The sequence below is a fragment of the Hymenobacter artigasi genome (assembly GCF_012275535.1).
Taxonomy (GTDB): Bacteria; Bacteroidota; Bacteroidia; order Cytophagales; family Hymenobacteraceae; genus Hymenobacter; species Hymenobacter artigasi.
In genome coordinates, this window is sequence record NZ_JAAVTK010000010.1 from 91,299 (window position 1) to 114,274 (window position 22,976).

Consider the following 22,976-nt stretch of genomic DNA (forward strand, 5'->3'; position numbering starts at 1 on the left):
CCCTCATGAGCGAAACAACAGCAAAGATTCCCCAGTCGGATTATTCGGCCGACAGCATTCAAGTACTCGAAGGATTGGAGGCCGTGCGTAAGCGGCCCAGCATGTACATCGGCGACACCGGGCTGAAAGGCCTGCACCACCTGGTGTGGGAAGTGGTCGATAACTCGATTGACGAAGCCCTCGCCGGGCATTGCGACCTGATTAACGTGACCATCAACGAGGACAACTCGGTGACCGTGCGCGACAACGGCCGCGGCATTCCCGTGGACTGGCATGCCAAGGAAGGCAAGTCGGCCCTGGAAGTGGTGCTCACCGTGCTGCACGCCGGCGGCAAGTTCGACAAAGGCTCCTACAAGGTGTCGGGCGGTTTGCACGGCGTGGGTGTGAGCTGCGTGAACGCGCTCAGCACCGACCTGAAGGTGACCGTGCGCCGCAACGGCCACATGTACGAGCAGGAGTACAAAATTGGCTTCCCGCAGTACCCCGTGAAGGAAATCGGCGATACCGACGAGCACGGCACGGAAGTGCAGTTCCTGCCGGACGCCAGCATCTTCACCGAAACCGAATACCGCTACGACACGGTGGCTTCGCGCCTGCGCGACCTCTCGTACCTCAACAAAGGCATCCGCATCACGCTCACCGACCGCCGCGAGAAGCTGGAGGGCGGCGAGTTTCGCGGCGAAGAGTTTTACTCGACCGGCGGCCTGCGCGACTTCGTGCAGTACCTCGACGGCGAGCAGCGCCCTTCGCTGCTTTCGGAGCCCATTTACGTGGAGAGCGAGAAGGGCGGCACGCCCGTGGAAGTGGCCCTGCAGTACAATACCTCGTACCAGGAAAACGTCTATTCCTACGTCAACAACATCAACACCATCGAAGGCGGCACGCACGTAGCGGGCTTCCGCTCGGCGGTTACGCGGGTGCTGAAATCGTATGGCGACAAGAACAAGCTGTTTGAAAAAGCCAAGGTGGACATCACCGGCGACGACTTCCGCGAAGGCCTCACGGCCGTTATCTCGGTGAAGGTGATGGAGCCCCAGTTCGAGGGCCAGACCAAAACCAAGCTCGGCAATTCCGAAGTAAGCGGCGCGGTAAACTCCGTGGTGGGCGAAATCCTGATGCAGTATCTGGAGGAAAACCCCAACCAGGCCAACCGCATTATGGAGAAGGTGATTCTGGCCGCCAAGGCCCGTATCGCCGCCCGCAAGGCCAAGGACATGGTGCAGCGCAAGGGCGTGCTGTCGTCGAACAGCCTGCCGGGCAAGCTGGCCGACTGCTCGGAGTCGGACCCCGAAATCTGTGAGCTGTACCTCGTCGAAGGCGACTCGGCCGGCGGCACGGCCAAGCAGGGCCGCAACCGGGCGTTTCAGGCCATTCTGCCGCTGCGCGGTAAAATCCTGAACGTGGAGAAGGCCCAGGAGCACCGCATTCTGGAGAACGAGGAAATCAAGAACATGATTACGGCGTTGGGCGTGAGCTTCAACGAGCGCAAGTCGCTGGCGTTCACGACCGATGATGACGGTACCGAATCGGGGCCGCTGAATTTTAGCAAGCTGCGCTACCACAAGGTCATCATCATGACCGACGCTGATATCGACGGCTCGCACATTCGCACGCTGATTCTGACCTTCTTTTTCCGCTACATGCGCGAGCTGGTGGACCGGGGCTACATCTACATCGCCCAGCCGCCGCTCTACCTCGTGAAGCGCGGCAAGGAGGAACGCTACTGCTGGAACGAAGAGGAGCGCATCGCCGCCCAGGCCGACCTCGGCCGTGGCAAGCCTGAAACGGTGAACGTGCAGCGCTACAAAGGTCTCGGCGAAATGAACGCCGAGCAGCTCTGGACCACCACCATGCAGCCCATGACCCGCACCCTGAAGCAGGTAACGGTAGAGTCGGCCGCCGACGCTGACCACCTTTTCTCCATGCTGATGGGCGACGAAGTGGCCCCGCGCCGCGATTTCATCGAGCGCAACGCCAAGTACGCCAAGCTGGACGTCTAAGACCACGGATTGGCGCGGATTGTAACGGATTTCACGGATTTTGTGAATGTGAGGAAGGGCAGCCATTGGGGCTGCCCTTCTTTTTTCGCCGTGTTCTTCTTTCTTGAGGCAGTGGTAGGCTCTTGCTGGCTTGGTTCAGATGCTTACTGCTGTTGAGCACTAAGTTGAAGCTGGCGCGCGTCTGCGACGCGCTGCCAACTGGCGGCGAGCCTGTGGCTCGGGGGGGGGGGGGAGGCGCTTTTGCTCGTTCTCCCGCGCATTGCTCAACCCCGAGCCACAGGCTCGGCACCAATCGGCAGCGCGTCGCAGACGCGCGCCAGCATCCTGCTGCGTAACAGCAGATACTTACATCCACAGCTAGCGTATGCTGGAAACGGGAGGCGTGGCACTTAATGCCGTGGGTACACCGTTTGAGAACGTGGCAGATGCGCGCAGGTTCGTGACCTGCGTCCTGCTATGGGAGCCGTGGACCAGGCAAATGGCGAAGTTATTGCGGCTAGTTGGTCTGCATTGTTCGTGCTGGAAGCTAAGGCCCTGATTGACCCGCGATTGTTGGTTGAGATTAAGTCCACCGCTATTATTTCCGCGTAAAGTGTTATTCGTGGGGCATATTTCACGTATTTTGTCCTGCCATCTTTATCTATTATGAAGCTCTTCAAGTCCTCCGACCTTATCCGCAAAAGCAAGTACATCAGCCGCGACCTGAGCTGGCTGCGGTTCAACTACCGGGTGCTCGACCAGGTGCAGGACGCCAGTCGGGGCCTGTTCGACAAGCTTAAGTTTCTGGCCATCACCAGTTCCAACCTCGACGAGTTTTTCATGATTCGGGTGGGCTCGCTGTATAACTACCTCGACTACGGCAAGGAGCGCATCGACTACTCGGGCCTGCGTGAGCTGCCGTTCCGGCGCAAGCTGCTCGATTTCGCGCACCGCTTCGTGAATGACCAGAGCCTGACCTACCTGAATGAATTGCGGCCGAACTTCGAGAAGAACGGCTTCAACATTCTGAAGATGAGCGACCTGACAGAGCTGGAAGTGAAAAAGGCCGACGGCTACTTCAAGAATACGGTGTTTCCGCTGCTCACGCCGATGGTGTACGACTCGTACCACGGCTTCCCGCTGATGATGAACCAGATGCTCATCTTCGGGGTCGTTACGCGCATCGGCAACGGCCTGGCCCTGGGGCTTGATGGCGAAGCGGAAAAAGGGCAGGAGCGCCTCACCTTCGTACAGATTCCGCAGAACCTGACCCGGTTTTTTGAGCTCACGCGCAAGGACAAGGTGATTTTTGTGCCGATTGAGGAAGTGGTGCGCGAGTTCCTCCCGCGCCTGTTCCGCAACGTGGACATCGTGTCGGCCGACCTGTTCCGCATTACCCGCAACGGTGATTTCACGCTGGAAGAGTCGGATGATATTGACAACGACTTTATTAAGGAAATTCAGGTGGGCCTGAAAACCCGCAAGCGCGGCCGTGTGGTGCGTGTGGAAGTGGAGCCCAACGCCTCGGGCACGCTGATGAACGTGCTGCGCGAACGGTGGAATATTGACAATGGCAACGTATTCGTAATCAACTCGCTGATTGACCTAAAGGGCCTGTGGCAGATTGTACGCCACCCCAATTTCCGGGGCCGGGCCGCCAAAATGCAGGCCTCGGTGCCACCGCTGAGCCTGCCCGAGGGGGCCGACGAAAACCTGTTCGAATACCTCAAGCACCACGACGTGCTGCTGCACCACCCCTACAACAGCATTGAGCCCATGGTGCGGCTGCTGGAGCAGGCGGCAGTGGACCCGCACGTACTGGGCATCAAGCAAACCATCTATCGCCTGGCCGACGATTCCCGCGTATCGGCTGCGCTGCTGAAGGCGGCCGAGAATGGCAAGCACGTTTCGGTGCTGTTCGAAGTGAAAGCCCGGTTTGATGAGGAGAAGAACATTCGGGAAGGGGCACGGCTGGAAAAGGCCGGCTGCTTCGTGATTTATGGAGTGAGCAAGTATAAGACGCACACCAAGCTGCTCATGATTATCCGCAAGGAGGGTGAGAAGGTGACGCGCTACGTGCACATTGGCTCGGGCAACTACAACGAGCAGACCTCGCGCCTCTATACCGATGTTAGCCTGCTGACGACCAATGATGTGTACGGGCACGACGTGTCGGAATTCTTTAACGTAATCACCGGCCACTCGCAGCCCGATGATTACGAGTACCTCATCACGGCACCCAAGGACATGCGTCAGCAGCTCATCCACCTCATTCGTGAGGAGGTGAAGCACGCCAAGAAGGGGCACGAGAGTGGCATCGTTATGAAGATGAACTCCTTGGAAGACAAGGAAATTATCGACGAGTTCTATAAGGCGGCGAAGGCGGGCGTGCCCATCCGCTTCATTGTGCGCGGTATTTGCTGCCTGCGGCCAGGGCGGCCGGGCCTGAGCGAGAACATTGAGGTACGCAGCATTGTGGGCGAGTACCTGGAGCACACGCGCCTGTTCTATTTCCACAACGGCGGCGATGCCAAAGTATACGCCGGCTCGGCCGATATCATGGTCCGCTCATTCGACCGGCGCATTGAGGCACTGTTTCTGATTGTGAATCCGCAGCTGAAGCGGGAGGCCATTAATATTCTGATGATGAATATGATGGATAATCAGAATAGCTACGTGATGCGGGAAGACGGCGCGTACATCCGCCAGCGTCCAGCGCCCGGCGAGCCGGTGGTGAACGTGCACAAGGATTTTTTCAAGCGCGACGAAGCTCAGTTGGCCACCGCATCGCCGGAAGGGCTGCTGGCCCTGCTGGGGGTGCAGGCCCAGCGCCGCGCCGATGTGGCGGCCGCCTTGCAGGCTTCAGAAGAGGCGGCGGCGCTGACGGTGCTGGAGTCGATTGAAGAGGTCAACACGCGGGACGACTCCTTTGGCGAGGGCGGCGAGAACGACTGCGAGCAGGACGAAGCGTGCGAGGACGATGCAACGCCCGTAGGGCATATCGACGAGGCCGCTGTGGACGCGGTGAAAGCGTAGCGAAAGGGGTTTTTAGGGTAGGTGGGTAGGAGGGTGTGGGGGTAGGAGTTAAAATTCTTATCCCCACACCCCCACATCCTCTCACCCTCTTACCCCCACACCCTCCTGCCCCCAAAAATCACTCCATTTCGGCGGGCTGGTTGCGCACGTCGGGGATGGGGAGTACGGCGGGGTGACCGCCTTCGGGGTTCATCTCGTCGAAAAATTCTTCGAACAGGGCTTGCAGCATGCCGTCTTTCAGGCCGATGTCGGGCACGACCATGGTGGTGACGTTGGCCCAATGCATGGCGGATAGGTAGATGTGGCCGGCGGGAATGATAACGTCGGCGCGGTCAGGGTTGAGCATGGCCACGTTCACGCGCTCGGTCATGGTCAGGCCCGAGAGGCGGGTGAGGGTGGCCTCAATGCTGCGGCGGGTGATGTGCTTATCGGGAGCCGAGGAGGTGAGGCTGTAGATTTTATTGATGTTGCCGCCCGTGCCGATAGCGCGGGTAACGTGGTACTGGCGGGCATTGTGGCGCACCCAGGCTTCCATGCGGGCCCAGAGCTCGGCCTGGGCTTCGGTGCCGGCCTCGCCGCTTTCTTCCTGCTGCATGCGGCGGATGGAGCCGATTTCGAACGACTGCGCGGCCACCTTGCGGCGGTCGTGGTAGATGTTGAACTCGGTGCTGCCGCCGCCTACGTCGATGTGCAGGTAGTGGCGCTTGTCTTCCAGCACATGCTCGATGACGCGGTTGATGTAAAAGGCTTCGTCCTGGCCGTCGATTACTTTGATTTCCATGCCCAGCTCCCGGTGCACGCGGGCGGCGATGGCCGCGCCGTTGGTGGCCGAGCGCATGGCCGAGGTGGCGCACACGAGGTAGTGGGCCACGTCGTGCACTTCCATCAGGAGGCGAAGCGAGTGCAGGAACTTGACGAATTTTTCCTCCTTGGCTGGCGAAATCTCGCCGGTGGCGAATACGTCTTCGCCCAGGCGCATTGGAAAGCGCACGTACTCAACCCGCTTAAGGCGGTAGCGCCCTTCGTAAAACAGCACGGCCGATATTTGACAACGAACAGCGTTGGACCCAATATCAATGGCGGCGAGCTTGCGAAGGGGGAAATTCATGCAGGAGCGGGGAAAGATGTAAAACCCAAAGGTAAGCCGATGGGCGGGGCTTTGGGAATCGATTTTAGTGGCATGCGGCAGATGCGGGCTGCCTGCTTTTTAGCTGGCTGTCCGCTCGTCGTCGGGGCGTCATCATGCTGAGGCGTGAGGTATACTACTCAGAATACCTCACCGAGGTTCAGGCTAAGGCCGTGCGAGCCATCGGCCCCGAACGCGTAGTCGATGGCCAGGTTGGTGTTGGACACCTTGTTGAGGCGGAGGCGCAGGCCGGCCCCGGCGGCGGGTACTATTTTTTCGAAGTGCCGGCTTTGCTGCTCGGTCACGGTCTGGGCATTGGCGAAAACGACGCCGCCCAGCAGGCGGTTGTGGGTGATGCCGTAGCGGTATTCGACCTCGCCGTAGAGCAGGTCATCGCCCCGAAAACGGCCCTGAATGAAGCCCCGGCCGGTGTTGCTGTAGGTGTCCCAGCCGGTGCTGGGCAGGTCGAGGAAGGGCGGGTTGCCGGCAATGGTGACGGCGTTGTAGGACCACAGCGCCAGAATATTGGCCGAGTGCGGCGAGGGGTGCAGGTAGGTGCGGGCGTCAATCAGCAGCATCTGCGAGACGCTGGTGCTGCCGAGGGCTTTCAGGTTGGTGCGCAATACGGTGCTCAGGTAGCGGCCGCCTTGCGGGTTGATGGCGTTGGCGCGGGTGTCGTGCAGCAGAGCCAGCACCGGCCCCGAGGATACCGACGTGCCCTCAACCCCGAACGGGTAGCGCGAAATCCGGCTCACCTCGCGAAAAGCGTTGCGGCTCACAATATTCCAGTGGTAATCGAGCTGGTAGCCCAGGCCCGCGTACCAGGCCGGGGCTATGCGCCGCAACGCGCTTTCGTAAATGCGCAGGTAGTCGTAGTTCATGCTCACCACGCGGTCGGTGGTGCTGGTGTACATGCCGAGGCCGTAGGTGCTTTGCGGATAGCGCATTAGCCGCCAGTCGCCCACAAAATACCAGTGGTTGTCAGCGGTCCAGAGGGAAGAGGTGGCCGTGATGATAAGCTGGTCGTTGACGGTGTAGGCGGCCCCGGCGAGTACCGTCGACACGTTGGCCCCCGGCCGGGCAAAAGCCAAGCTGAATGCCAGCTGCGCAATGCCGCCGGTTTGCTGCGTGTAGCCGATTACGGGCACTATCAGCAGGGCTTTCTGCCCTTGCTGCATCGAAAGCGAATCGTGGGCGGGCAGGCGCGGAAAAGCCAGCCGGGTCACGTCCACCACGTCGGCCGAGGCCGGCAGGGGTGGCGTATGCTGCGCCTGCGCCGCCTGGGCGATGATGCTCAGGGCTGCTATCAGCCCACCGACTCCGGCCCGTTTACGCCGTATAAATAAGGCGAAAAGCCAGGAGAACATATTGGGTGAACCGGAAGGAGCTGAGCAGGTTTTGACTGGCTAACCAGCCATTGAACCCGAAGGTAGCCCACGGTTTTATCGGAAATCTGGGCACTCGCCCAATAGACGGTATTAGTCGACGTGGTGACCGTTGGCCTGTTCGAGCGCCGGCCAGCCGCCACGCAGCTTCGCTACTTATCCAGGCGGAAACCCAGACCGAACTGGATGAGCGAGCTTTCCACCGACTTCTGGTAAGACACGGCGAAGGTCAGCGTTTCGACCACCGGGGCGATGTAGAAGCCACCGCCGTAGCCGGTGTGCCAGCCGCCGGGCGAGGCGCCCTGGTAGTACACCCGGCCCTGGTCGTAGAAGCCGAACACGCCGTAGTAGAAGGGCAGGAAGTTGTTTTTGACCTGGCCAAGTGCGAGGCGCAATTCCGTGTTGTAGTACAGAGCGGCGTCGCCGCTGAAGCGGTTGCGGTAGTAGCCACGCAGGCCCTCGTTCTGACCGATGCTGGCGAATTTGTAAAACGGAATGGAAGCATCGGGGCCATAGTTTTTGGCCCCACCACCTTTGAGGACGAGCGTAACGGGCAGGCCGATTTTAGCTGTGCCATAATATTCGGCAAAGCCCTGGGTGAGGCCAAAAGTGGCCTTGCCGTTATTGAGCGAGCCGTTGGGGCTCAGAATAGTAGCGTTGTTAGTGAGCTGCGTGTAGGTGTCGTGCTGTACCCGAATGCGTACCCCACGCTGGGCAAAGCTGGCGCGGTTGCGCAGGTCCAGGTCGAATACCCCATTCAGGCCCAGCAAGTGCTGGGAACTCACGTTGATGGAGGGGTCGACTACCGGGCCATCGGGCCGGTACTGGTAGGTACCCAGGAAGGTATTGCCGCCGAAGTCACTGGTATAGTTCTCGTAGGTGGGGCCAACGCGAATGACGCTGCGCTGCAAAAAGGTGCGCTCCAGAAAGGCATTCACGGTGTAGCCGCGGTAGCGGGCGTTGTAGAACTTGTTGTCGTAGAGCGTCTGGTCGAAGCCCGTGTTATTGCCCAGGCCGAAGAAGCGGTAGAATGGAAAGTAGCTGCCGTAGCTGGCCGACGCGCCCACATCGACCTTGCCAATGGCGTAGCGGTGCCGGGTGCTGGCTGTGAGCTGAAACAGTCCGTTAAGGCTGCCCTGCACATCAAACGAATAAATATTCTTATACCCCGGCTTGCGGAAACCCTGCCGCAGGAAGGTGATGCCCGCGCTGGCCCCAAAGCCGTCGTTGGCATTATAAAACAGCCCAATGCTGGGCCGGTACGAGTTGAATTCAAACTGCTCGCGGTCGTACTCGTTCACACCCGGGCGGGTGCTGGTGCGGTTGTCTGACTCCGGACCGAGCTGCATTTCGGTGTCGGGTAGGTCGTAGATTTTGGTGCGGGCGCGCAGGCCGGTGGCCGTGGAGTTGTCGGTGATTTTGTCTTTGCCATCGCCGCCAATCACGCGCACCAGCACGCTGTGCCTGCCACCCTCGCCGGTGACGGTGAATACATCCTTGCCACCGAGGCCGTAGAGGCACACTTCTTCGGTTTCACCGGGCTTGAAAGTGCGGTCGAACAGGGCAGGGCCCTTAGCGGCATCGGTATCGCCGGCGCGGTCAAACATCTGCACGCGCACCTGGCCATCGGGCATCCGGTTCACCTGGAAAACCTCGCCTTTGTTTGAGCCCACCACATCGACGCGGTTAGCCAGCAGCAGGTAATATTCATCAATGGCCTTCGGCAGCTCCTGAATGCGGGCCTTCAGCTTGCGGTTGATGTCCTTGCCGGATTTGTCCTGAATTTCGGACGGCAGCTGGGCCGTGGCCCCATCGATAACGGCAGGGGTGATTTTGGCCTGCAGGTACTTGGCTGCGGTCTGCCAGTCTTCGCGGCTCAGGTTTTGCAGCAGAAAACGGTCGAGGTGGCGGGCGGGCCAGTTCAGGCTTTTCATGTCCTCAAACTGGTCGTTGAATCCCTCGATGCTGGGCACGGCCCACTCGCGGTTGGCCAGGTAGCTGAGAAAACCGTTCCAGAGCGTGAAGCTCTGGTCGCGGTCGCGTGGGATAGGACGGTAGAGCAGGCCGCCGTTGGGCTGCTTGTAGCCGGCCCATTTCCAGTTATCCTCGTGCTTGCCGAAGTCGGCCACCAGCATATCGAAGGCACGGGCGCGGGCCAGGGCCGGCGCATCCACGCGGTTGTCGTGGTCCTTGTACAACTTGCGAAACAGGCTGAAGCTGCGGCTCACCTCATCGGAGCCGCCGAAGCCGGGCAGGTTGGGCTTGGGGTCTTTGGGCGAGTCTTCGAGGGTGCCGAGCAGGCCGGCGTACTGCTCGCGATAGCTCCCGAGCTGCTGGTTATCGGGTAGGCGGAACAGGCGCGGGCGGGCGTGCAGAATGTCCGTCTGGTCCAGCATGTAGCTGATGGGCAGGTTGCTATACGGGTTGGCCGTGGCCGTCACGTCGCGCAGCACATCCGAGGCAATGGAATTGCGCAGCTCGGGCGGCAGAATCTTGGTCACGTCCTTGTCCACGGAGCGGAAAACGTACTCCGAGCTGTCGGCCGCGATGAGCTTGAGGGAAGTCGTCTGGCGTCCGCCGCCCTTGCCGGTGGGGCGCAGGCCGCCTTTTTCGGTGTTCAAATCCAAGGTTCTCACCGTCACCAGCTGTAGCCAGGCAGCGCGGTAGATTTTGCCAATGAAGAAGTTGCGGCTGCCGGTGGGCTTATACTCCGGGCCAGGCACCACGATGGTAGTGGCCTGAAAAGGCACGTCGGGTTTGGCCTCAGCCACGGTTTGGACAGCGCCGGGGCAGGTGGTGATAAAGGGGTTGGCGGGGGCCTTCTGGTCGCCGCCATTAGCGCAGGCCGAGCGGAAAAGCGTGGCAGTATAGGCGTCCTTAGCGGCCTGGCCTTTATCGGCAAAGGTGAACACATGCGTCTTCACGGTGCCATCCGCGAAGTATTCGAGGGTAGTGTAGCCTTCCTCGCTTTTGCTATAGAGTGACTGGCCCTTGGCCCCCACATGCTCGCTCTCGGCAAAGCTGCCGCTTACAAGGTGGTAGTTGCCCTGGAAAGGGGTGATTTGCAGGCTGAAATCGTGGGCAGCGGCGTAAATCACGCCGGGGTTGCTCTGCAGCGTGTTCAGCAGCTCCTTGCGTAGTTCCTGGTAGCGGGGGTTGGCCAAGTCGCGCGGGGTGCCCACGTTCTGGCGGTAGGCCGCGTAAATGGTACCGAATACGGGTGGGCTGAGATGGCGCGAAAGCGGCTCGTGGCCGCCGTACACGCCGTTGGTCACCACGGGGTGATGGCCCAGCAACAGCACGTTCTTGTTCTTGGTTTCGTCAATCAGGTCCTGCAGCTGCTCGCGGAACTCCTCCTTAGTCAGGGTTTTGCAGTCGGTATCGGGTGCTTCGGGCCGGTCGAAGGGGTGGGTGAACCACGGCGTGTTGATGGCTACGAGGCGTACCAGCGGGGCCACGTCCACCACTTCGGGGCCGGGGCAGCCATTGGTCGGAATAAAGGCATTCTGGCCGGGCAGCTGCTTCTCGATGTATTTTTCGAGGCGGCGCACGGCTTTGAGGCCGGCGGGGCCGGAATTGGCCCAGTCCTTATCGCCGGGCAGGAAGTAGATTTTGCCCTGCGGCAGGCCCTTAACCAAGGCAATCAGGGCATCGGCGCGGTCCCGGGCCTGTTGGCTGACGGCAGTATCCTTTTTAGTGGCCAAACCCTCATTTGCCACAATATCACCGAGATGCACCACCGTGAACGGCCCGGATTGCTGCTCCAGGGTGGCGCGCAGCAGCTTGAGGCGGGAGGCAGGTAATTCGGCTTGGGCAGTGTTGCCGAGCAGGAAAACGGTATGGGCAGGGGCCTGGGCGAAAGCGGAGGCTGAAGCCACCAGGAATAGCCCGGCAAAAAATGCGCGAACGTAGCGAAAAGACATAAGCAGAGAAGATATGGCCCTCTTCTACGGCAGAGGAGCAGTACGTGGCCATATTTACCGCGTTAAAAGGCCCAGGTGGGTACATTTACCTGCTAATTTCCCCACTTTGCCGATGAGCCCCACCGCTGCTGATGTGCTGATTGCCGGAGCCGGTCCCTCGGGTTTGCTGCTGGCGCTGGAGCTGTGCCGCCACGGCCTCCGGCTCCGCCTCGTGGATGCCCGCTCCGGCCCTTCGCCCCTCAGCCGGGCGCTGGTGGTTCACGCCCGCACGCTGGAGCTGCTGGACCGGCACGGACTGGCCGAAGCTTTCGTGGCCCGGGGCGAGCTGGTGCGCGGCGGGGCCATGCGCCGCCATGGCCGGGTGGTGGCCACCGTTCCGCTGGGGCGCATCGGTGCAGGCCTCAGCCCTTATCCTTTCCTGCTTATGCTGTCGCAGGACCAGACCGAAAGCCTGCTGCGCGATGCCCTGGCTGGCTACGGCGTGGCCGTGGAGTGGAACACGGCCCTGCTCGACCTGACCCAGGATGCCAACGGCGTTACGGCTACGCTGCAGGCCCCCGGCGGCGCGCCGGCCACCGCCCGGGCCGCCTACCTGGCCGGCTGCGACGGGGCCAGCTCGGCCGTGCGCAAAGCCCTGGGCATTGGCTTCCCCGGCGGCACCTATGAGCAGACGTTCTTTGTGGCCGATACCGTGACCGAGGGCCTGCCGCCCGACCCGCAGGCAGGCCGCCAGCTGCAGATTTCGCTGGCCCCGCGTACGTTCAATGCCTTCTTCCCCATGCCCGGCGGGCGTACGCGCATCATTGGCCTGCTGCCTGCCGGCACCAGCCCCGACGCGGCCACTTTCGCCGATGTGCAGCCCGCCCTCGAAGCCGCCGAGCATATCCGGGTGCAGTCGGTGAGCTGGTTCTCGACGTACCGGGTGCATCACCGGGTGGCCGACCACTTTCGGCAGGGCCGCGCTTTTTTGGTGGGCGATGCCGGCCACATCCACAGCCCCGCCGGGGGCCAGGGCATGAATACGGGCATGGGCGATGCCGTGAACCTGGGCTGGAAGCTGGCCGCCGCCCTGCGCCCCGCTGCCCCGGCCGAGGCCCTGCTGGCCACCTACGAAGCCGAGCGCCTGCCCTTCGCCCGCCAGCTGGTGGCCACCACCGACCGCGCCTTTACCGGGGCCACGCGGGCTTCGGCCTGGGCCAGCTTCGTGCGGTCGCAGCTGGCCCCGCGGCTGTTGCCGCTGGCCCTGCGCCTGCCGGTATTCCGGCGGCGGCTGTTCCGCATCATCTCCCAGGTTGCCATTGCCTACCCCGACTCGCCTTTGAGCAAGGGCCGCACCCCTGCCGCCAGCGGCGGCGACCGCCTGCCCTGGACCGCCGACCGGTACCCGGCCATTCGGCCCGCTGGCTGGCACTTGCTGCACGTAGGGCCAGCCCCCGCCGCCGCAGCCTGGGCGCACGCGCGGCAGCTCCCAGCCACCCAGGTGACGCCCGCCCCCGGCGAAACCCCGGGCACCGTTTACCTGGTGCGGCCCGATGGCTACCTCGGGCTGGTAGCTGCCGCATTTAGCGAACCGGAATTTGCCGCCTATGCCCGGCAGTGGCTGGGGCTATAGGAACGTTTTTATTCAACGCTGGAATTTGCTGTCTGGAGCATCATCCTCGGGCAGGGCGTGCCTTGGCAAGCGGAGCCCACAATGCCTGCCAGCCCAGCAGTAGCAGGCACGGTATTCCCACCCAAATAGCTTCGCTGGCCAGTACCCGCAAGCCCTTGGCTCCGAAGAAACCCCGGATGCTCAGCGGCGATACCCTGATGGGCCGGAATGGAAAGAAATAGCGCTCCAGGTGCCAGGGGCTGAAGAATGCCACACCCAGGCCGCCAGTTGTCAGGGCATCGAGCAGGCCGTGCGAGGCGGTGGCCAGAAACAGTAGCAGCGCCAGCCGCCCGGTAGCGGGCCGCTGGCCGGGGCGCGCCAGCTGGGCCAGGAGGGTGCCTATTGCAGCCACCACGACGGCCGCCAGCAGCGAGTGCGTGAGCCCCCGGTGCCCCCAAAGGCTGTCGTAGGGCACCCCCAGGCGGGAGCCCACCGAATCCACATCGGGCAAAGCGGCGCAGATGCCCGCCGCTACCCAGTAAGGCCAGTGCCGGCGGTCGGGGAGCAGGAGTTTGCCCAGGGTGGCCCCCAGCGCGGCGTGGCCAAATGCAGAAGCCATGAGCAGGAATAAAAAGCGACTGGTCCGCCCGCCAAAGGCAGACGGACCAGCGCAAAGAGAATGCGTTTACCAACGACGGATAAAGCCGTAGTGTTCAAGCAGCCACAGGGCCGCGATGACGGCAACGAGGATGAGGGCCTTGGGCCAGAACTCCCCCCAGAAGCCGCGCTTACTAGATGGCCGGCTCATCTTCGGGGCGCCAGGTGAGCACCATGTGGTGCACGGGCAGTACCACAAATTCGGGGTGGTGGCGCAGCTCTTCCTGGTTGCTCAGAGCCCAGTCGAAAGCCGCCTGCTCGGTGTCGAAGGCTTCAGGGACCTGTGGAATCGGCCTGAGGACCATGTGGTTGTGGTCGTGGGCACTGTCATGCTCGTTGCGTAGGCCGAGCAGCTTGTATTTGGTGACGAGTCTGTACATGCCGCGAAGGTAGAAGGCAGACGGGTTTTCGGCCTAATAAAAGGATGAAATTTCGGGCCGCTTTTGCGCCCTAGCGGGCCAGCTCTTGCAGCACCTTGGGCACGCCCGTGCTGGCGGCTTCCACCACGTAGCGCACGCCGCGCCGGCCGGCTTCGGGCTGGTGCGGGTCGATGACAAATACGGGGCAGGTGGCGGGAGCATAGTGCAGCAGGCCCGCCGCCGGGTACACTTGCAGCGAAGTGCCTACGATGAGCAGGGCATCGGCGGTGGCCACGGTTTCGGCGGCTTCCTCGATGGCGGGCACCATCTCGCCGAACCACACGATGTGGGGGCGCAGCTGGTGGCCATCAGGAGCCAGGTCACCGAGGTGAATGTCGCCGTGGCAGTTGTAGGCGGTGGTTTCGTCCTGCACGGAGCGCATCTGGTTCAGCATGCCGTGCAGGTGCAGCACATCGGTGGAGCCGGCGCGCTCGTGCAGGTCGTCCACGTTTTGGGTGATGATGCTGACGCGCCAGCCGGGCTGCTCCTCGAAGCCGGCCAGGGCCAGGTGGGCGGCGTTGGGCTGCACGGTGCGGGCCTGGGCGCGGCGCTGGTTGTAAAAATCGAGCACCAAAGCCGGGTTGCGGGCAAAGCCCTCGGGGGAGGCCACGTCCTCCACGCGGTGGTCTTCCCACAGCCCGTTCGTGTCGCGGAACGTGCGGATGCCGGACTCAGCCGAGACGCCGGCCCCGGTAAGGACAACAAGGTGTTTCATATTTTATGGGGTAGGAGGATATGGGGGAGGGTAGGCGTTGACGAAAGTCGAAATAAAAAAGGGTTATGCAAGCAGTAGGGGTACTAATGGCAACGCCACCTCCACGTAAGGAGGGAAACAGGGCTTCCGCACCAATAGGATTAGCAGTTCTGGCCCGGCGCTTCAGCCCCGGTGCGATTGTCCAAGCTACCCGCTACAAAAAAATACGGCCCACGATGGAAATTCGCGGGCCGGTCAGGTATCAAAGGAGCCGTGCGTGGCTTGCTACAGCACCGTCTGCTTGGTCGTCTCGTTGCCGGGGTGGTCGGTGGCCGTCACTGTAATCTTATCGCCCACCAGCGAGTCGTTTTTTGCCGTGGCCACGTAGCGAAACGTGGTGCCATCGGCTTCGGCCATCACGTCACCCTCTTCCACGATGCTGCCATCGGGGTTCTGAATGAGGATGTGGACGTGATGTAAAGCAAAGTCGTCGGTGGCCTTAACCACAATCACGTCGCCCACCTGACCCCGGTAGCTGGTAAAATCGACGTTCGTAATGTTGGGCGCGTTCAGGTAGTCGGCCACCGCCACGGCGTAAGGCGAACGCAGAATCTCGTCGGTATGCTTGCCGTAGGCGGCTTTGCGCTCGGGGTCGTTGCGCACATCGTGGGCGTAGAAGGCGGCCTGCTGCACGCGCTGGCGGGGCGTTAGGCCCAGCTCGCCGGCCGCCCGGGGTGGGTTAGTGGTGTTCTGGCGGAAAACCAGGCCACAGTCTTTGGCTGGCTGGTCAGGAGTGGGCGCTTGAAGGGCGTCGGACATGGTGGGTGGGATTGGGGTAAGAAAAAGCGAAGAAACAACTGATTCTTAATCTACGCACCAACGTGCCGGTGGGGCTGTAATTTGCTTCGCTATGGGGCAGTTTTTTTCGCATTCATGATTGAGGTCGTCGGAAGGCATTGGCCCGCAACAATGCGGCAGGCGCGGGGGCTCGGACTCGCATAGTCCAAGCTACTAGTGGTTTATCGGGCACTCTATCAGCAGGAACCGCGTGCCGGCCGCAGCTTCGATGCTTACGTGGTCCGTTTCCCAGATGCCGAGGCTGTCGTGGGGTCCCACTTCCTGCCCGGCCACCGTCACCGAGCCACTGATTACGAACAGAAACAGCAGCTTATTCAGCGGCTTAAAGGCGTAGTTCACCGTTTGGGCTTCGGTATAGTAGCCGAGGGAGAGCTTGGCGTTTTGGTTTATCCAGCAATGGGCCTGGCCTTCCTCATTGCTCACGATGGTCGTGAGCTGGTTTTCGCGCTTGGCTTCCGGGAACTGGCGGCGCTGGTAGCGCGGGCCAATGTTCTGGAGCTTGGGCTCAATCCAGATTTGCAGGAAGTTCACGTCGGTGTCGCCCACGTTGTGCTCCTCGTGGCGCAGGCCGCTGCCGGCGCTCATAATCTGTACCCAGTCCTGGTGAACCACTTCGGTGTAGCCGAGGGTGTCCTTGTGGTTCATGCTGCCGGCCAGCATCACCGAAATGATTTCCATGTTGGCGTGGCCGTGGATGCCGAAGCCCCCGCCGGGCTGCACCACATCGTCGTTGAAGACGCGGAGCAGGCCGAAGCCGCTGCGCTCCGGGTCGGGGTAGGGGCCAAAGCTGAGCGAGAGGTGGCTTTTTAGCCAGCCAATGTCTTTGAGGCCGCGCTCGGCGGCGCGGGTGAGGCGGGTTTTCATACGGTAGTGGGGAGTTCGTTGTGGAATACAAACTCGGCGAGGGGCTTGCGGTTTCGGGCGGCTTTCTCGCGGCTCAGGAAAGGCTCCTCCAATTGTTCCGCTTCGCCGAGGTAGCCCAGGGCCAGCACCGCCACCGGGGCTACGTTATCGGGCAGGTTGAAATCCCGGCGCAGCTTCTCGCGGTCGAAGCCGCCCATTACATGGCCGTGCAGGCCCAGGGCGGTGGCTTCGAGAAACAGCGTGGCGTTGGCCGCGCCCAGGTCGTGCAGGGCCGCGCCGTTGGGCTGGCCGTTGTCAAACTGCGTTTTGGCCAGGGCAATGATGAGTACCGGGGCATTTTTGGCCCAGGGCTGGTTGCCGGGCATCAGCGTATCCAGGATTTTCTGGAACGCCGGCGGGTCGGCCTTATGAGCGTAAATGTACTGCCAGGGCTGCGCGTTCATGGCGCTAAAGGCCCAGGAAGCCGCTTCAAAAACCTGGTTCAGAACATCCTGCGCAATGGGCTGGGCCGAGTAGGAGCGCGGGCTCCAACGGCTGCGGATAAGGTCGTGAACGGGGTAGGTGGTGGGGGCGTGGTTCATATTCTGGCGTTCGCCTCACCCCCCGGCCCCCTCTCCGAAAAGGAGAGGGGGAGTTAAGTAGGCGCTAACGAACATTGAATGATTTCAAAAAAACATTGCAAGGATGTCGTCTGGCACCCCCTCTCCTTTTCGGAGAGGGGGCCGGGGGGTGAGGCGAACGTAAGACCTACTTAAAACTCCATCGGTACTTCCACCAGCAGCAATTCCGCCTTGCTATCGGCGCTGATTTCCAGCTTATCGGTTTCCCAGATTCCGAAGCCGTCGCGGCGGTGCAGGGCCTGACCGTTGATGGTCACATTGCCCTCCAGCACGAAGGCGTAGACGCCGTTACCGGCTTTTTTAACAGCGTAGTCGGTGGTAAAGCCCTGGTCAAGGTTGCCGAGGTGGAACCAGGCATCTTGCTGAATGTGCACGCTGGTGCCATCCGCGGTGGGCGATACCACTTCCAAAAGCTGGTTGTGGCGGGCCTCCGGGGTGAAGGTTTGCTGGCCGTAGTTTGGCTTGATGCCGCGCTGGTTGGGGAACACCCAGATTTGCAGAAACTTCACTTCCTGCTTGCTGTTGTGGTTTTTTTCGGAGTGGGCCACGCCGGTGCCGGCACTCATCACCTGCACGTCGTTTTCACGAATCACGGTTTTGTTGCCCATCGAATCCTGGTGCTCCAGGTCGCCGGAGAGCGGGATGGAGATAATCTCCATGTTGTCGTGCGGATGTTTGCTGAAGCCCATGCCGCCGGCCACGGTGTCATCGTTCAGCACGCGCAATGCGCCGAAGTGCACGCGCTCGGGGTTATTATAGCCGGCGAAGCTGAAGGTATGGAAGGAGTTGAGCCAGCCATGGTTGGCGTGGCCGCGGGTGTTGGCAAGATGCAGAACGGTGCGGGCCATGATAAGGGCGTTAGTTAGATACGTTAATATGACAAATGTACATACATTTAATGTCTATACATTGTTCCAGTAAAAAAAGTTTTCCCGCTTCCCTGAATAGGAGGGAAGCGGTACCGAATTGCCAGCCGGTACCTTTACCCGCCATCATCCTTTTGCCTCCCCCGCATGATTCGTACGGTCATATTCGACATGGACGGCGTCATTATCGACACCGAGCCCCTGCACCACCAAGCCTTTATAGCCGAGTTTGCCGAGTTGGGCATCCCCGTTTCAGCCGCCGAATACGCCACGTTTCTGGGCAAATCCACGCGCAATGTGTTCCAGCTACTCAAGCAGAAATACCACCTTCCGCAGGACGTAGAAGCCATGGTGATGCGCAAGCGCGAGCTGTTCAACCAGGCATTCGACGAAGACACCACGCTCGACCTGCTGCCCGGCGTGCGCGCCCTCATCGAAGACCTGCGCCGCCACAACCTGCAATTAGTCGTAGCGTCCTCCGCCTCCAAAGCCACCATTTCCCGGGTGTTCGACCGCTTCGAGTTGGATGCCTACTTCACGCACCGCCTCAGCGGCGAGGATTTTGCCGAATCCAAGCCCCACCCGGCCATTTTCCTGCGCGCCGCCGAACTGGCCGAAACGCCCGTCGCGGAGTGCATCGTTATCGAAGACGCCGCCAACGGCGTAACGGCCGCCAAAGCCGCCGGCATCTACTGCATTGCCTACGCCAGCCCGCATTCCGTCGGCCAGGACCTGCATCAGGCCGACCGCATCATCCGGCAGTTTGACGAGCTTAGCGCCGCCGACATCGAGGCCATCGAGCCGGGCTAAGCGTTACTCAAACCGCTTCAGCTCTTGGCGGGCAAACGTCCATTCGGGCGTATTAAATTCGGCCTCATTCGGCCCCGGCACCGCGAACCACGCCCCGAGGGCCGGCACATCCACGTTGCGCAGCAGGTGAATGCTCTGGGCCGGCATGTAGCTCTGGGCCAACAGCACGTACTTCTGATGCGAGGCCGGATTTTCGGCTACTTCCACCACCAGCACGGCATGGCCGGGCGCGCCGCCATGAATGAGCACATCCCCGGGCTGCACCTGCGCCAGCAGTACCGGACGCAGTTCCCGGCTCAGCGACAGCGTACCCGCGTAGCCGAACGTGGGCACCAGGTAGCGCGCCAGCGCCGCGTGGGTGGGCGCTTCGGCTGGCCGGGTGGCGGGCAGTACCTCCTCGTTCATCACCCGAAACGTGTGCCCGGTCACGAAATCCGAAAACCAGAAATCGTAGCCCGTGGTGAGGTGGAAATGCACCTTATTGGGGTCGTGGCTGAACACATACTCAGCCCGTAGGCGAATCACGGCATCGGCGCACTGCTGCAAATCCTGGGGCGGCACGTCGATATCGACCACGGCGGCCACCACATCCTGCCGGTCTTTCAACTGGCCGTTGTAGAGGCGGGCTTTGGTGCCGGCCGGCTTCAGCGGCAGCCAGCGCAGCCACTCGCCCCAGCTGCCGGCCGCCACGGGCACGCGCCGGCAGTTGGGTGGGGCGGGGAAGCGGGCAGCCAGCGTTTGGGCGCTGGGAGAAGTCGCCCAAGGGTATTGTCGGCCCACCAGGCCTTTAGGAGTCGGCGCGGAAAGGGCACTCAGCGCCAGCAGCGCGGCCGCCAGGGAAGCAACAGAAACAGCCATACCGGAAAAGCAAACGAGCCCGCTAAGCGGGCTCGTGAAGTTGAAGACCAGCGATGTAACGGAAGTCCTTTTTGTTTAGTGTGTAAAGGGGGATTTGGTGGTGCAGGGAGGTAGCGGCAATGAGGGCATCAGGAAATTGCAACCGGTGGCTAAGGGCGTATTGACGCAGTAAGTCAAGTATTTGCTCCCCGATTTCCGGCAGCAGCGGTAAATGCCTGAACCGGGCCACACCTTTCTCGATTAGCTTTAGCTCGGCGGTATTCAATGCCCCCTGGTAAAGCTCCGCTGCTACCACAACGCTAACCGCCAGATTAGACAACTCCAGTCGGTGTAGCTCCGCGACCACAGTGGAATTCTGCTTGAAAAACTCGATGATAATATTGGTGTCAAGCAATATCATCGGTCATAGTTTTTGGTCCGGCGGTCAAAGCTTTCCTGGCGTATTTTTTTCAGGTCAATATCCCGGTCCTTCCAGATACCTGCTAAGGCCCAGAAATCCGCTTCAGCTTCAGCAGACACTTCCTTCGGCGCTTTCGGCATTGCTTTCACCCGCTCGGCCCGCACCAAATCGAAATGACTCAGCAGCTCCATCACCAAATCGAGCTTGCTCTGGTCGGCTACCGTCAGCAGGATTTGTTCCTCAACGGGAAGGTTTTGCGAGGGGTTCATAGGAGTACTTCGATTATGTTTTGGCGGCTTTTGCTTTTGTAGCCGACGCTTTCGCGGCCGGCTTCTTAGCTGCGGCTGGCTTCTTGGCCACCGTTTTCTTGGCGGCCGGTTTTTTGGCAGCAGTAGCTTTAGCAGCTTTTTTAGCTGGCGCGTCGGTGTCCTTTTCTTCCTTGGCGGGCGCAGCTTTCTTGCCGAAGCGGCCACCCTTGGCGGGTTTGTCAGGAGTGGCGTCGGCCAGCTCCACGCAGCGCTCCAGGGTCAGCTCCGTGGGCTCCTCGCCCTTGGGAATCTTCACGTTCTTCTTGCCCGCCACGATGTAGGGACCGAAACGGCCGTTCAGCACCTGAATGTCGGGGTTTTCGGGGAAGGACTTTATGAGGCGCTCGGCGTCGGTTTTGCGCTTCAGCTCAATCAGGGTCACGGCTTCTTCGGCCGTAATGGTGTGCGGGTCCTGCTCCTTGGTGAGGGAGAAAAACTTGCTGTCGTGCCGGATGTAGGGGCCGAAGCGACCCAGTGCGGCCGTCATGGCCTTCTCCTCAAACTCGCCCACCACGCGCGGCAGCTTGAACAGCTCCAGCGCATCTTCCAGCGTAATGCTCTCGATGAACTGGCCTTTGCGCAGGTTAGCGTAAGCAGGCTTTGTTTCGCCTTCGCTGTCGCCCAAGGCCACGTAGGGGCCGTATTTGCCCAGGCGGGCCGAGATGCGCTCGCCGGTTTCAGGGTGCACGCCTAGCTCGCGGGTGGCACCCACGGTGCTGCGGTCAATGTCCTGCCCAGCCTCAATGGTCGCGTGGAACTTGCCGTAAAAGCCGGTCAGCATCTTCGTCCAGTCCTCGTGGCCGTTGGCAATCTGGTCGAACTCGTCCTCCACCTTGGCCGTGAACTGAAAGTCGACAATCGTGGGGAAGTGAGCTACCAGAAAGTCGTTCACCACCATGGCCGTATCCGTCGGAAACAGCTTGGCTTTTTCCGCGCCGTAGTTCTCGGTTTTTACCTCGGTCTGTACGGCGTTGCCATCCAACGTCAGCACATGAAACTTGCGCTCCTTGCCTTCGCGGGTGTCTTTTTCCACGTAGCCGCGCTTCTGCACCGTACTGATGGTAGGGGCGTAGGTGGAAGGCCGGCCGATGCCCATCTCCTCCAGCTTCTTCACCAAAGAAGCTTCGGTGTAGCGCGCCGGCGGCGACGAAAACCGTTCCGTGGCGCTGAAACGCTGCAGGGGCAAATCCTGCCCCACGCTCAGCGGCGGCAGGCCGCGCGAGAAGCTCGATTCGCCGTCCTTGGCATCGTCCTCATCCTCGTCGTCCTTGCTCTCAGCATACACTTTCAGGAAGCCTTCAAACGTAATCACCTCGCCCGTCGCCGTGAGCGTCACGCCCGGCTGGGTGCTGATGCCAATCACGGCCGTGGTGCGCTCAATCACCGCCTCCGACATTTGCGAAGCCATGGCCCGTTTGCGAATCAGGTCGTACAGGCGCTGCTCCGACGAGTCGGAACCCGCCTTCACCAGCGCGAAATCGGTGGGCCGGATGGCTTCGTGCGCCTCCTGGGCCGAAGCCGACTTGGTTTTGAACGTCCGGGTGTGGTGGTACTCGGCTCCGTAAGCGGCCGTGATGGCCGTCTGCGCGCCTGCCATGGCCTCGCCCGACAGGTTCACCGAGTCCGTCCGCATGTAGCTGATTTTGCCCGCTTCGTACAGCTTCTGCGCCACGCTCATCGTCTGGGCCACCGAAAAGCCCAGCTTGCGCGAGGCCTCCTGCTGCAAGGTCGAGGTAGTAAACGGCGCGGCCGGGCTGCGCTTGCCGGGCTTCTTATCAAGGCTCTCAATCTGATACGACGCACCCACGCAACGCTCCAGAAACGCCTCGGCTTCGGCCCGTACCTTATAACGGGTCGGCAATTCAGCCTCCAGCACCGCACCGCGGCCGGCATCAAAGCGGGCCACTACGCGGTAGGCGCTGGCGCTCAGGTGGCTGGCCACTTCGCGCTCGCGCTCTACTACCAGCCGCACGGCCACGCTCTGCACGCGGCCGGCGCTCAGGCCGGGCTTCACCTTTTTCCAGAGCACGGGGCTCAGCTCGAAGCCTACCAGGCGGTCGAGCACGCGGCGGGCCTGCTGGGCGTTCACCAAATCCTGGTTCACGGTGCGCGGGTCGGCGATGGCGGCCAGAATGGCGTTTTTGGTGATTTCGCGGAATACGATGCGGCGCGTTTTGGCTTCGGGCAGGTTCAGCGTTTCGGCCAGGTGCCACGAGATGGCTTCGCCCTCGCGGTCATCGTCACTCGCCAGCCAGACGGTTTCGGCTTCCTTCGAAAGTTTTTTCAGCTGCGCGATGAGCTCCCGTTTGTCGGGCGAAACAACATAAGTAGGTTTGAAACCATTGGCAATATCGATGGCATTGTTGTCCTTCGGCAAGTCGCGGACGTGGCCGTAGCTGGAACGCACCACGAAATCCTGGCCGAGGTAGCCTTCAATGGTTTTCGCCTTGGCCGGCGACTCGACGATAACTAAATTCTTGACCATGTGGGCGGGTAAGGGGTGCGGCAGTAGGAATGGGGAAACTGTAATGATGAAACGACCAGCTGCGCCGAAAAGTTAAAATTGGCCGCAAAGATGCCGC

Annotated in this window: 18 protein-coding genes; 4 read left to right on the forward strand and 14 right to left on the reverse strand. The window is 61.3% G+C overall.

The window, feature by feature from the left end; translation table 11 throughout:
• Window positions 1–5: 5 nt before the first annotated feature.
• Window positions 6–2,000 carry a DNA topoisomerase (ATP-hydrolyzing) subunit B gene (gene gyrB / locus HBN54_RS16045; RefSeq protein WP_168674232.1) on the forward strand — a complete coding sequence of 665 codons (1,995 nt, stop codon included), beginning with the start codon at window positions 6–8 and terminating at the stop codon, window positions 1,998–2,000.
• Between the two features lie 645 nt (window positions 2,001–2,645).
• On the forward strand, window positions 2,646–5,015 hold the full coding sequence (ppk1, locus tag HBN54_RS16050) for a polyphosphate kinase 1 (RefSeq protein WP_235955559.1): 2,370 nt from the start codon (window positions 2,646–2,648) through the stop codon (window positions 5,013–5,015).
• Window positions 5,016–5,133: 118 nt separating this feature from the next.
• On the opposite strand, the gene HBN54_RS16055 is transcribed toward ppk1, so the two are convergent.
• The 3 genes from HBN54_RS16055 to HBN54_RS16065 all read right to left on the reverse strand — a co-directional run bounded on the left by HBN54_RS16055 (window position 5,134) and on the right by HBN54_RS16065 (window position 11,449).
• On the reverse strand, window positions 5,134–6,123 hold the full coding sequence (locus HBN54_RS16055; RefSeq protein ID WP_168674233.1) for a Ppx/GppA phosphatase family protein: 990 nt from the start codon (window positions 6,121–6,123) through the stop codon (window positions 5,134–5,136).
• 158 nt (window positions 6,124–6,281) lie between these two features.
• Complete coding sequence (locus HBN54_RS16060) at window positions 6,282–7,508, reverse strand: BamA/TamA family outer membrane protein (RefSeq protein WP_168674234.1); 1,227 nt, start codon at window positions 7,506–7,508, stop codon at window positions 6,282–6,284.
• A 170-nt stretch (window positions 7,509–7,678) separates the two neighbouring features.
• Window positions 7,679–11,449, reverse strand: a complete 3,771-nt coding sequence (locus HBN54_RS16065; protein ID WP_168674235.1) for a BamA/TamA family outer membrane protein — start codon at window positions 11,447–11,449, stop codon at window positions 7,679–7,681.
• 112 nt (window positions 11,450–11,561) lie between these two features.
• On the opposite strand from HBN54_RS16065, the gene HBN54_RS16070 reads away from it, so the two are divergent.
• The gene (locus HBN54_RS16070; protein ID WP_168674236.1) at window positions 11,562–13,061 is read left to right on the forward strand and encodes an FAD-dependent monooxygenase; all 1,500 of its coding nucleotides are present in this window, start codon (window positions 11,562–11,564) and stop codon (window positions 13,059–13,061) included.
• A 40-nt stretch (window positions 13,062–13,101) separates the two neighbouring features.
• Here HBN54_RS16070 and HBN54_RS16075 read toward each other — a convergent pair whose 3' ends face one another.
• From HBN54_RS16075 to HBN54_RS16105, 7 genes are all read right to left on the reverse strand, one after another.
• The gene (locus HBN54_RS16075; RefSeq protein WP_168674237.1) at window positions 13,102–13,659 is read right to left on the reverse strand and encodes a metal-dependent hydrolase; all 558 of its coding nucleotides are present in this window, start codon (window positions 13,657–13,659) and stop codon (window positions 13,102–13,104) included.
• A 172-nt stretch (window positions 13,660–13,831) separates the two neighbouring features.
• Window positions 13,832–14,077 (reverse strand): hypothetical protein, encoded by a 246-nt coding sequence (locus HBN54_RS16080; protein WP_168674238.1) that lies wholly within the window; start codon window positions 14,075–14,077, stop codon window positions 13,832–13,834.
• 70 nt (window positions 14,078–14,147) lie between these two features.
• Window positions 14,148–14,831: an SIR2 family NAD-dependent protein deacylase gene (locus HBN54_RS16085; protein ID WP_168674239.1), complete on the reverse strand. Its 684-nt coding sequence runs from the start codon at window positions 14,829–14,831 to the stop codon at window positions 14,148–14,150.
• 264 nt (window positions 14,832–15,095) lie between these two features.
• Window positions 15,096–15,629 carry a hypothetical protein gene (locus HBN54_RS16090; protein ID WP_168674240.1) on the reverse strand — a complete coding sequence of 178 codons (534 nt, stop codon included), beginning with the start codon at window positions 15,627–15,629 and terminating at the stop codon, window positions 15,096–15,098.
• 192 nt (window positions 15,630–15,821) lie between these two features.
• A complete protein-coding gene (locus HBN54_RS16095) occupies window positions 15,822–16,532 on the reverse strand; it encodes a pirin family protein (RefSeq protein WP_168674241.1) in 711 nt (236 codons plus the stop codon).
• Complete coding sequence (locus tag HBN54_RS16100; RefSeq protein ID WP_168674242.1) at window positions 16,529–17,113, reverse strand: nitroreductase family protein; 585 nt, start codon at window positions 17,111–17,113, stop codon at window positions 16,529–16,531. The genes HBN54_RS16095 and HBN54_RS16100 overlap by 4 nt, the downstream gene beginning before the upstream one ends.
• Before the next feature lie 170 nt (window positions 17,114–17,283).
• Complete coding sequence (locus tag HBN54_RS16105; protein ID WP_168674243.1) at window positions 17,284–18,000, reverse strand: pirin family protein; 717 nt, start codon at window positions 17,998–18,000, stop codon at window positions 17,284–17,286.
• 165 nt (window positions 18,001–18,165) lie between these two features.
• On the opposite strand from HBN54_RS16105, the gene HBN54_RS16110 reads away from it, so the two are divergent.
• A complete protein-coding gene (locus HBN54_RS16110; RefSeq protein ID WP_168674244.1) occupies window positions 18,166–18,828 on the forward strand; it encodes an HAD family hydrolase in 663 nt (220 codons plus the stop codon).
• 3 nt (window positions 18,829–18,831) lie between these two features.
• On the opposite strand, the gene HBN54_RS16115 is transcribed toward HBN54_RS16110, so the two are convergent.
• The 4 genes from HBN54_RS16115 to topA are packed head-to-tail and all read right to left on the reverse strand — an operon-like array spanning window position 18,832 to window position 22,879.
• Window positions 18,832–19,686, reverse strand: a complete 855-nt coding sequence (locus tag HBN54_RS16115) for a DUF4846 domain-containing protein (protein ID WP_168674245.1) — start codon at window positions 19,684–19,686, stop codon at window positions 18,832–18,834.
• 22 nt (window positions 19,687–19,708) lie between these two features.
• Complete coding sequence (locus HBN54_RS16120; RefSeq protein ID WP_168674246.1) at window positions 19,709–20,086, reverse strand: type II toxin-antitoxin system VapC family toxin; 378 nt, start codon at window positions 20,084–20,086, stop codon at window positions 19,709–19,711.
• Window positions 20,083–20,355 carry a hypothetical protein gene (locus tag HBN54_RS16125; RefSeq protein ID WP_168674247.1) on the reverse strand — a complete coding sequence of 91 codons (273 nt, stop codon included), beginning with the start codon at window positions 20,353–20,355 and terminating at the stop codon, window positions 20,083–20,085. Before HBN54_RS16125 ends, HBN54_RS16120 begins: the two co-directional genes overlap by 4 nt.
• Window positions 20,356–20,368: 13 nt before the next feature.
• Window positions 20,369–22,879, reverse strand: coding sequence for a type I DNA topoisomerase (topA, locus tag HBN54_RS16130; RefSeq protein ID WP_168674248.1), 2,511 nt, complete (start codon window positions 22,877–22,879; stop codon window positions 20,369–20,371).
• Window positions 22,880–22,976 lie beyond the last annotated feature (97 nt).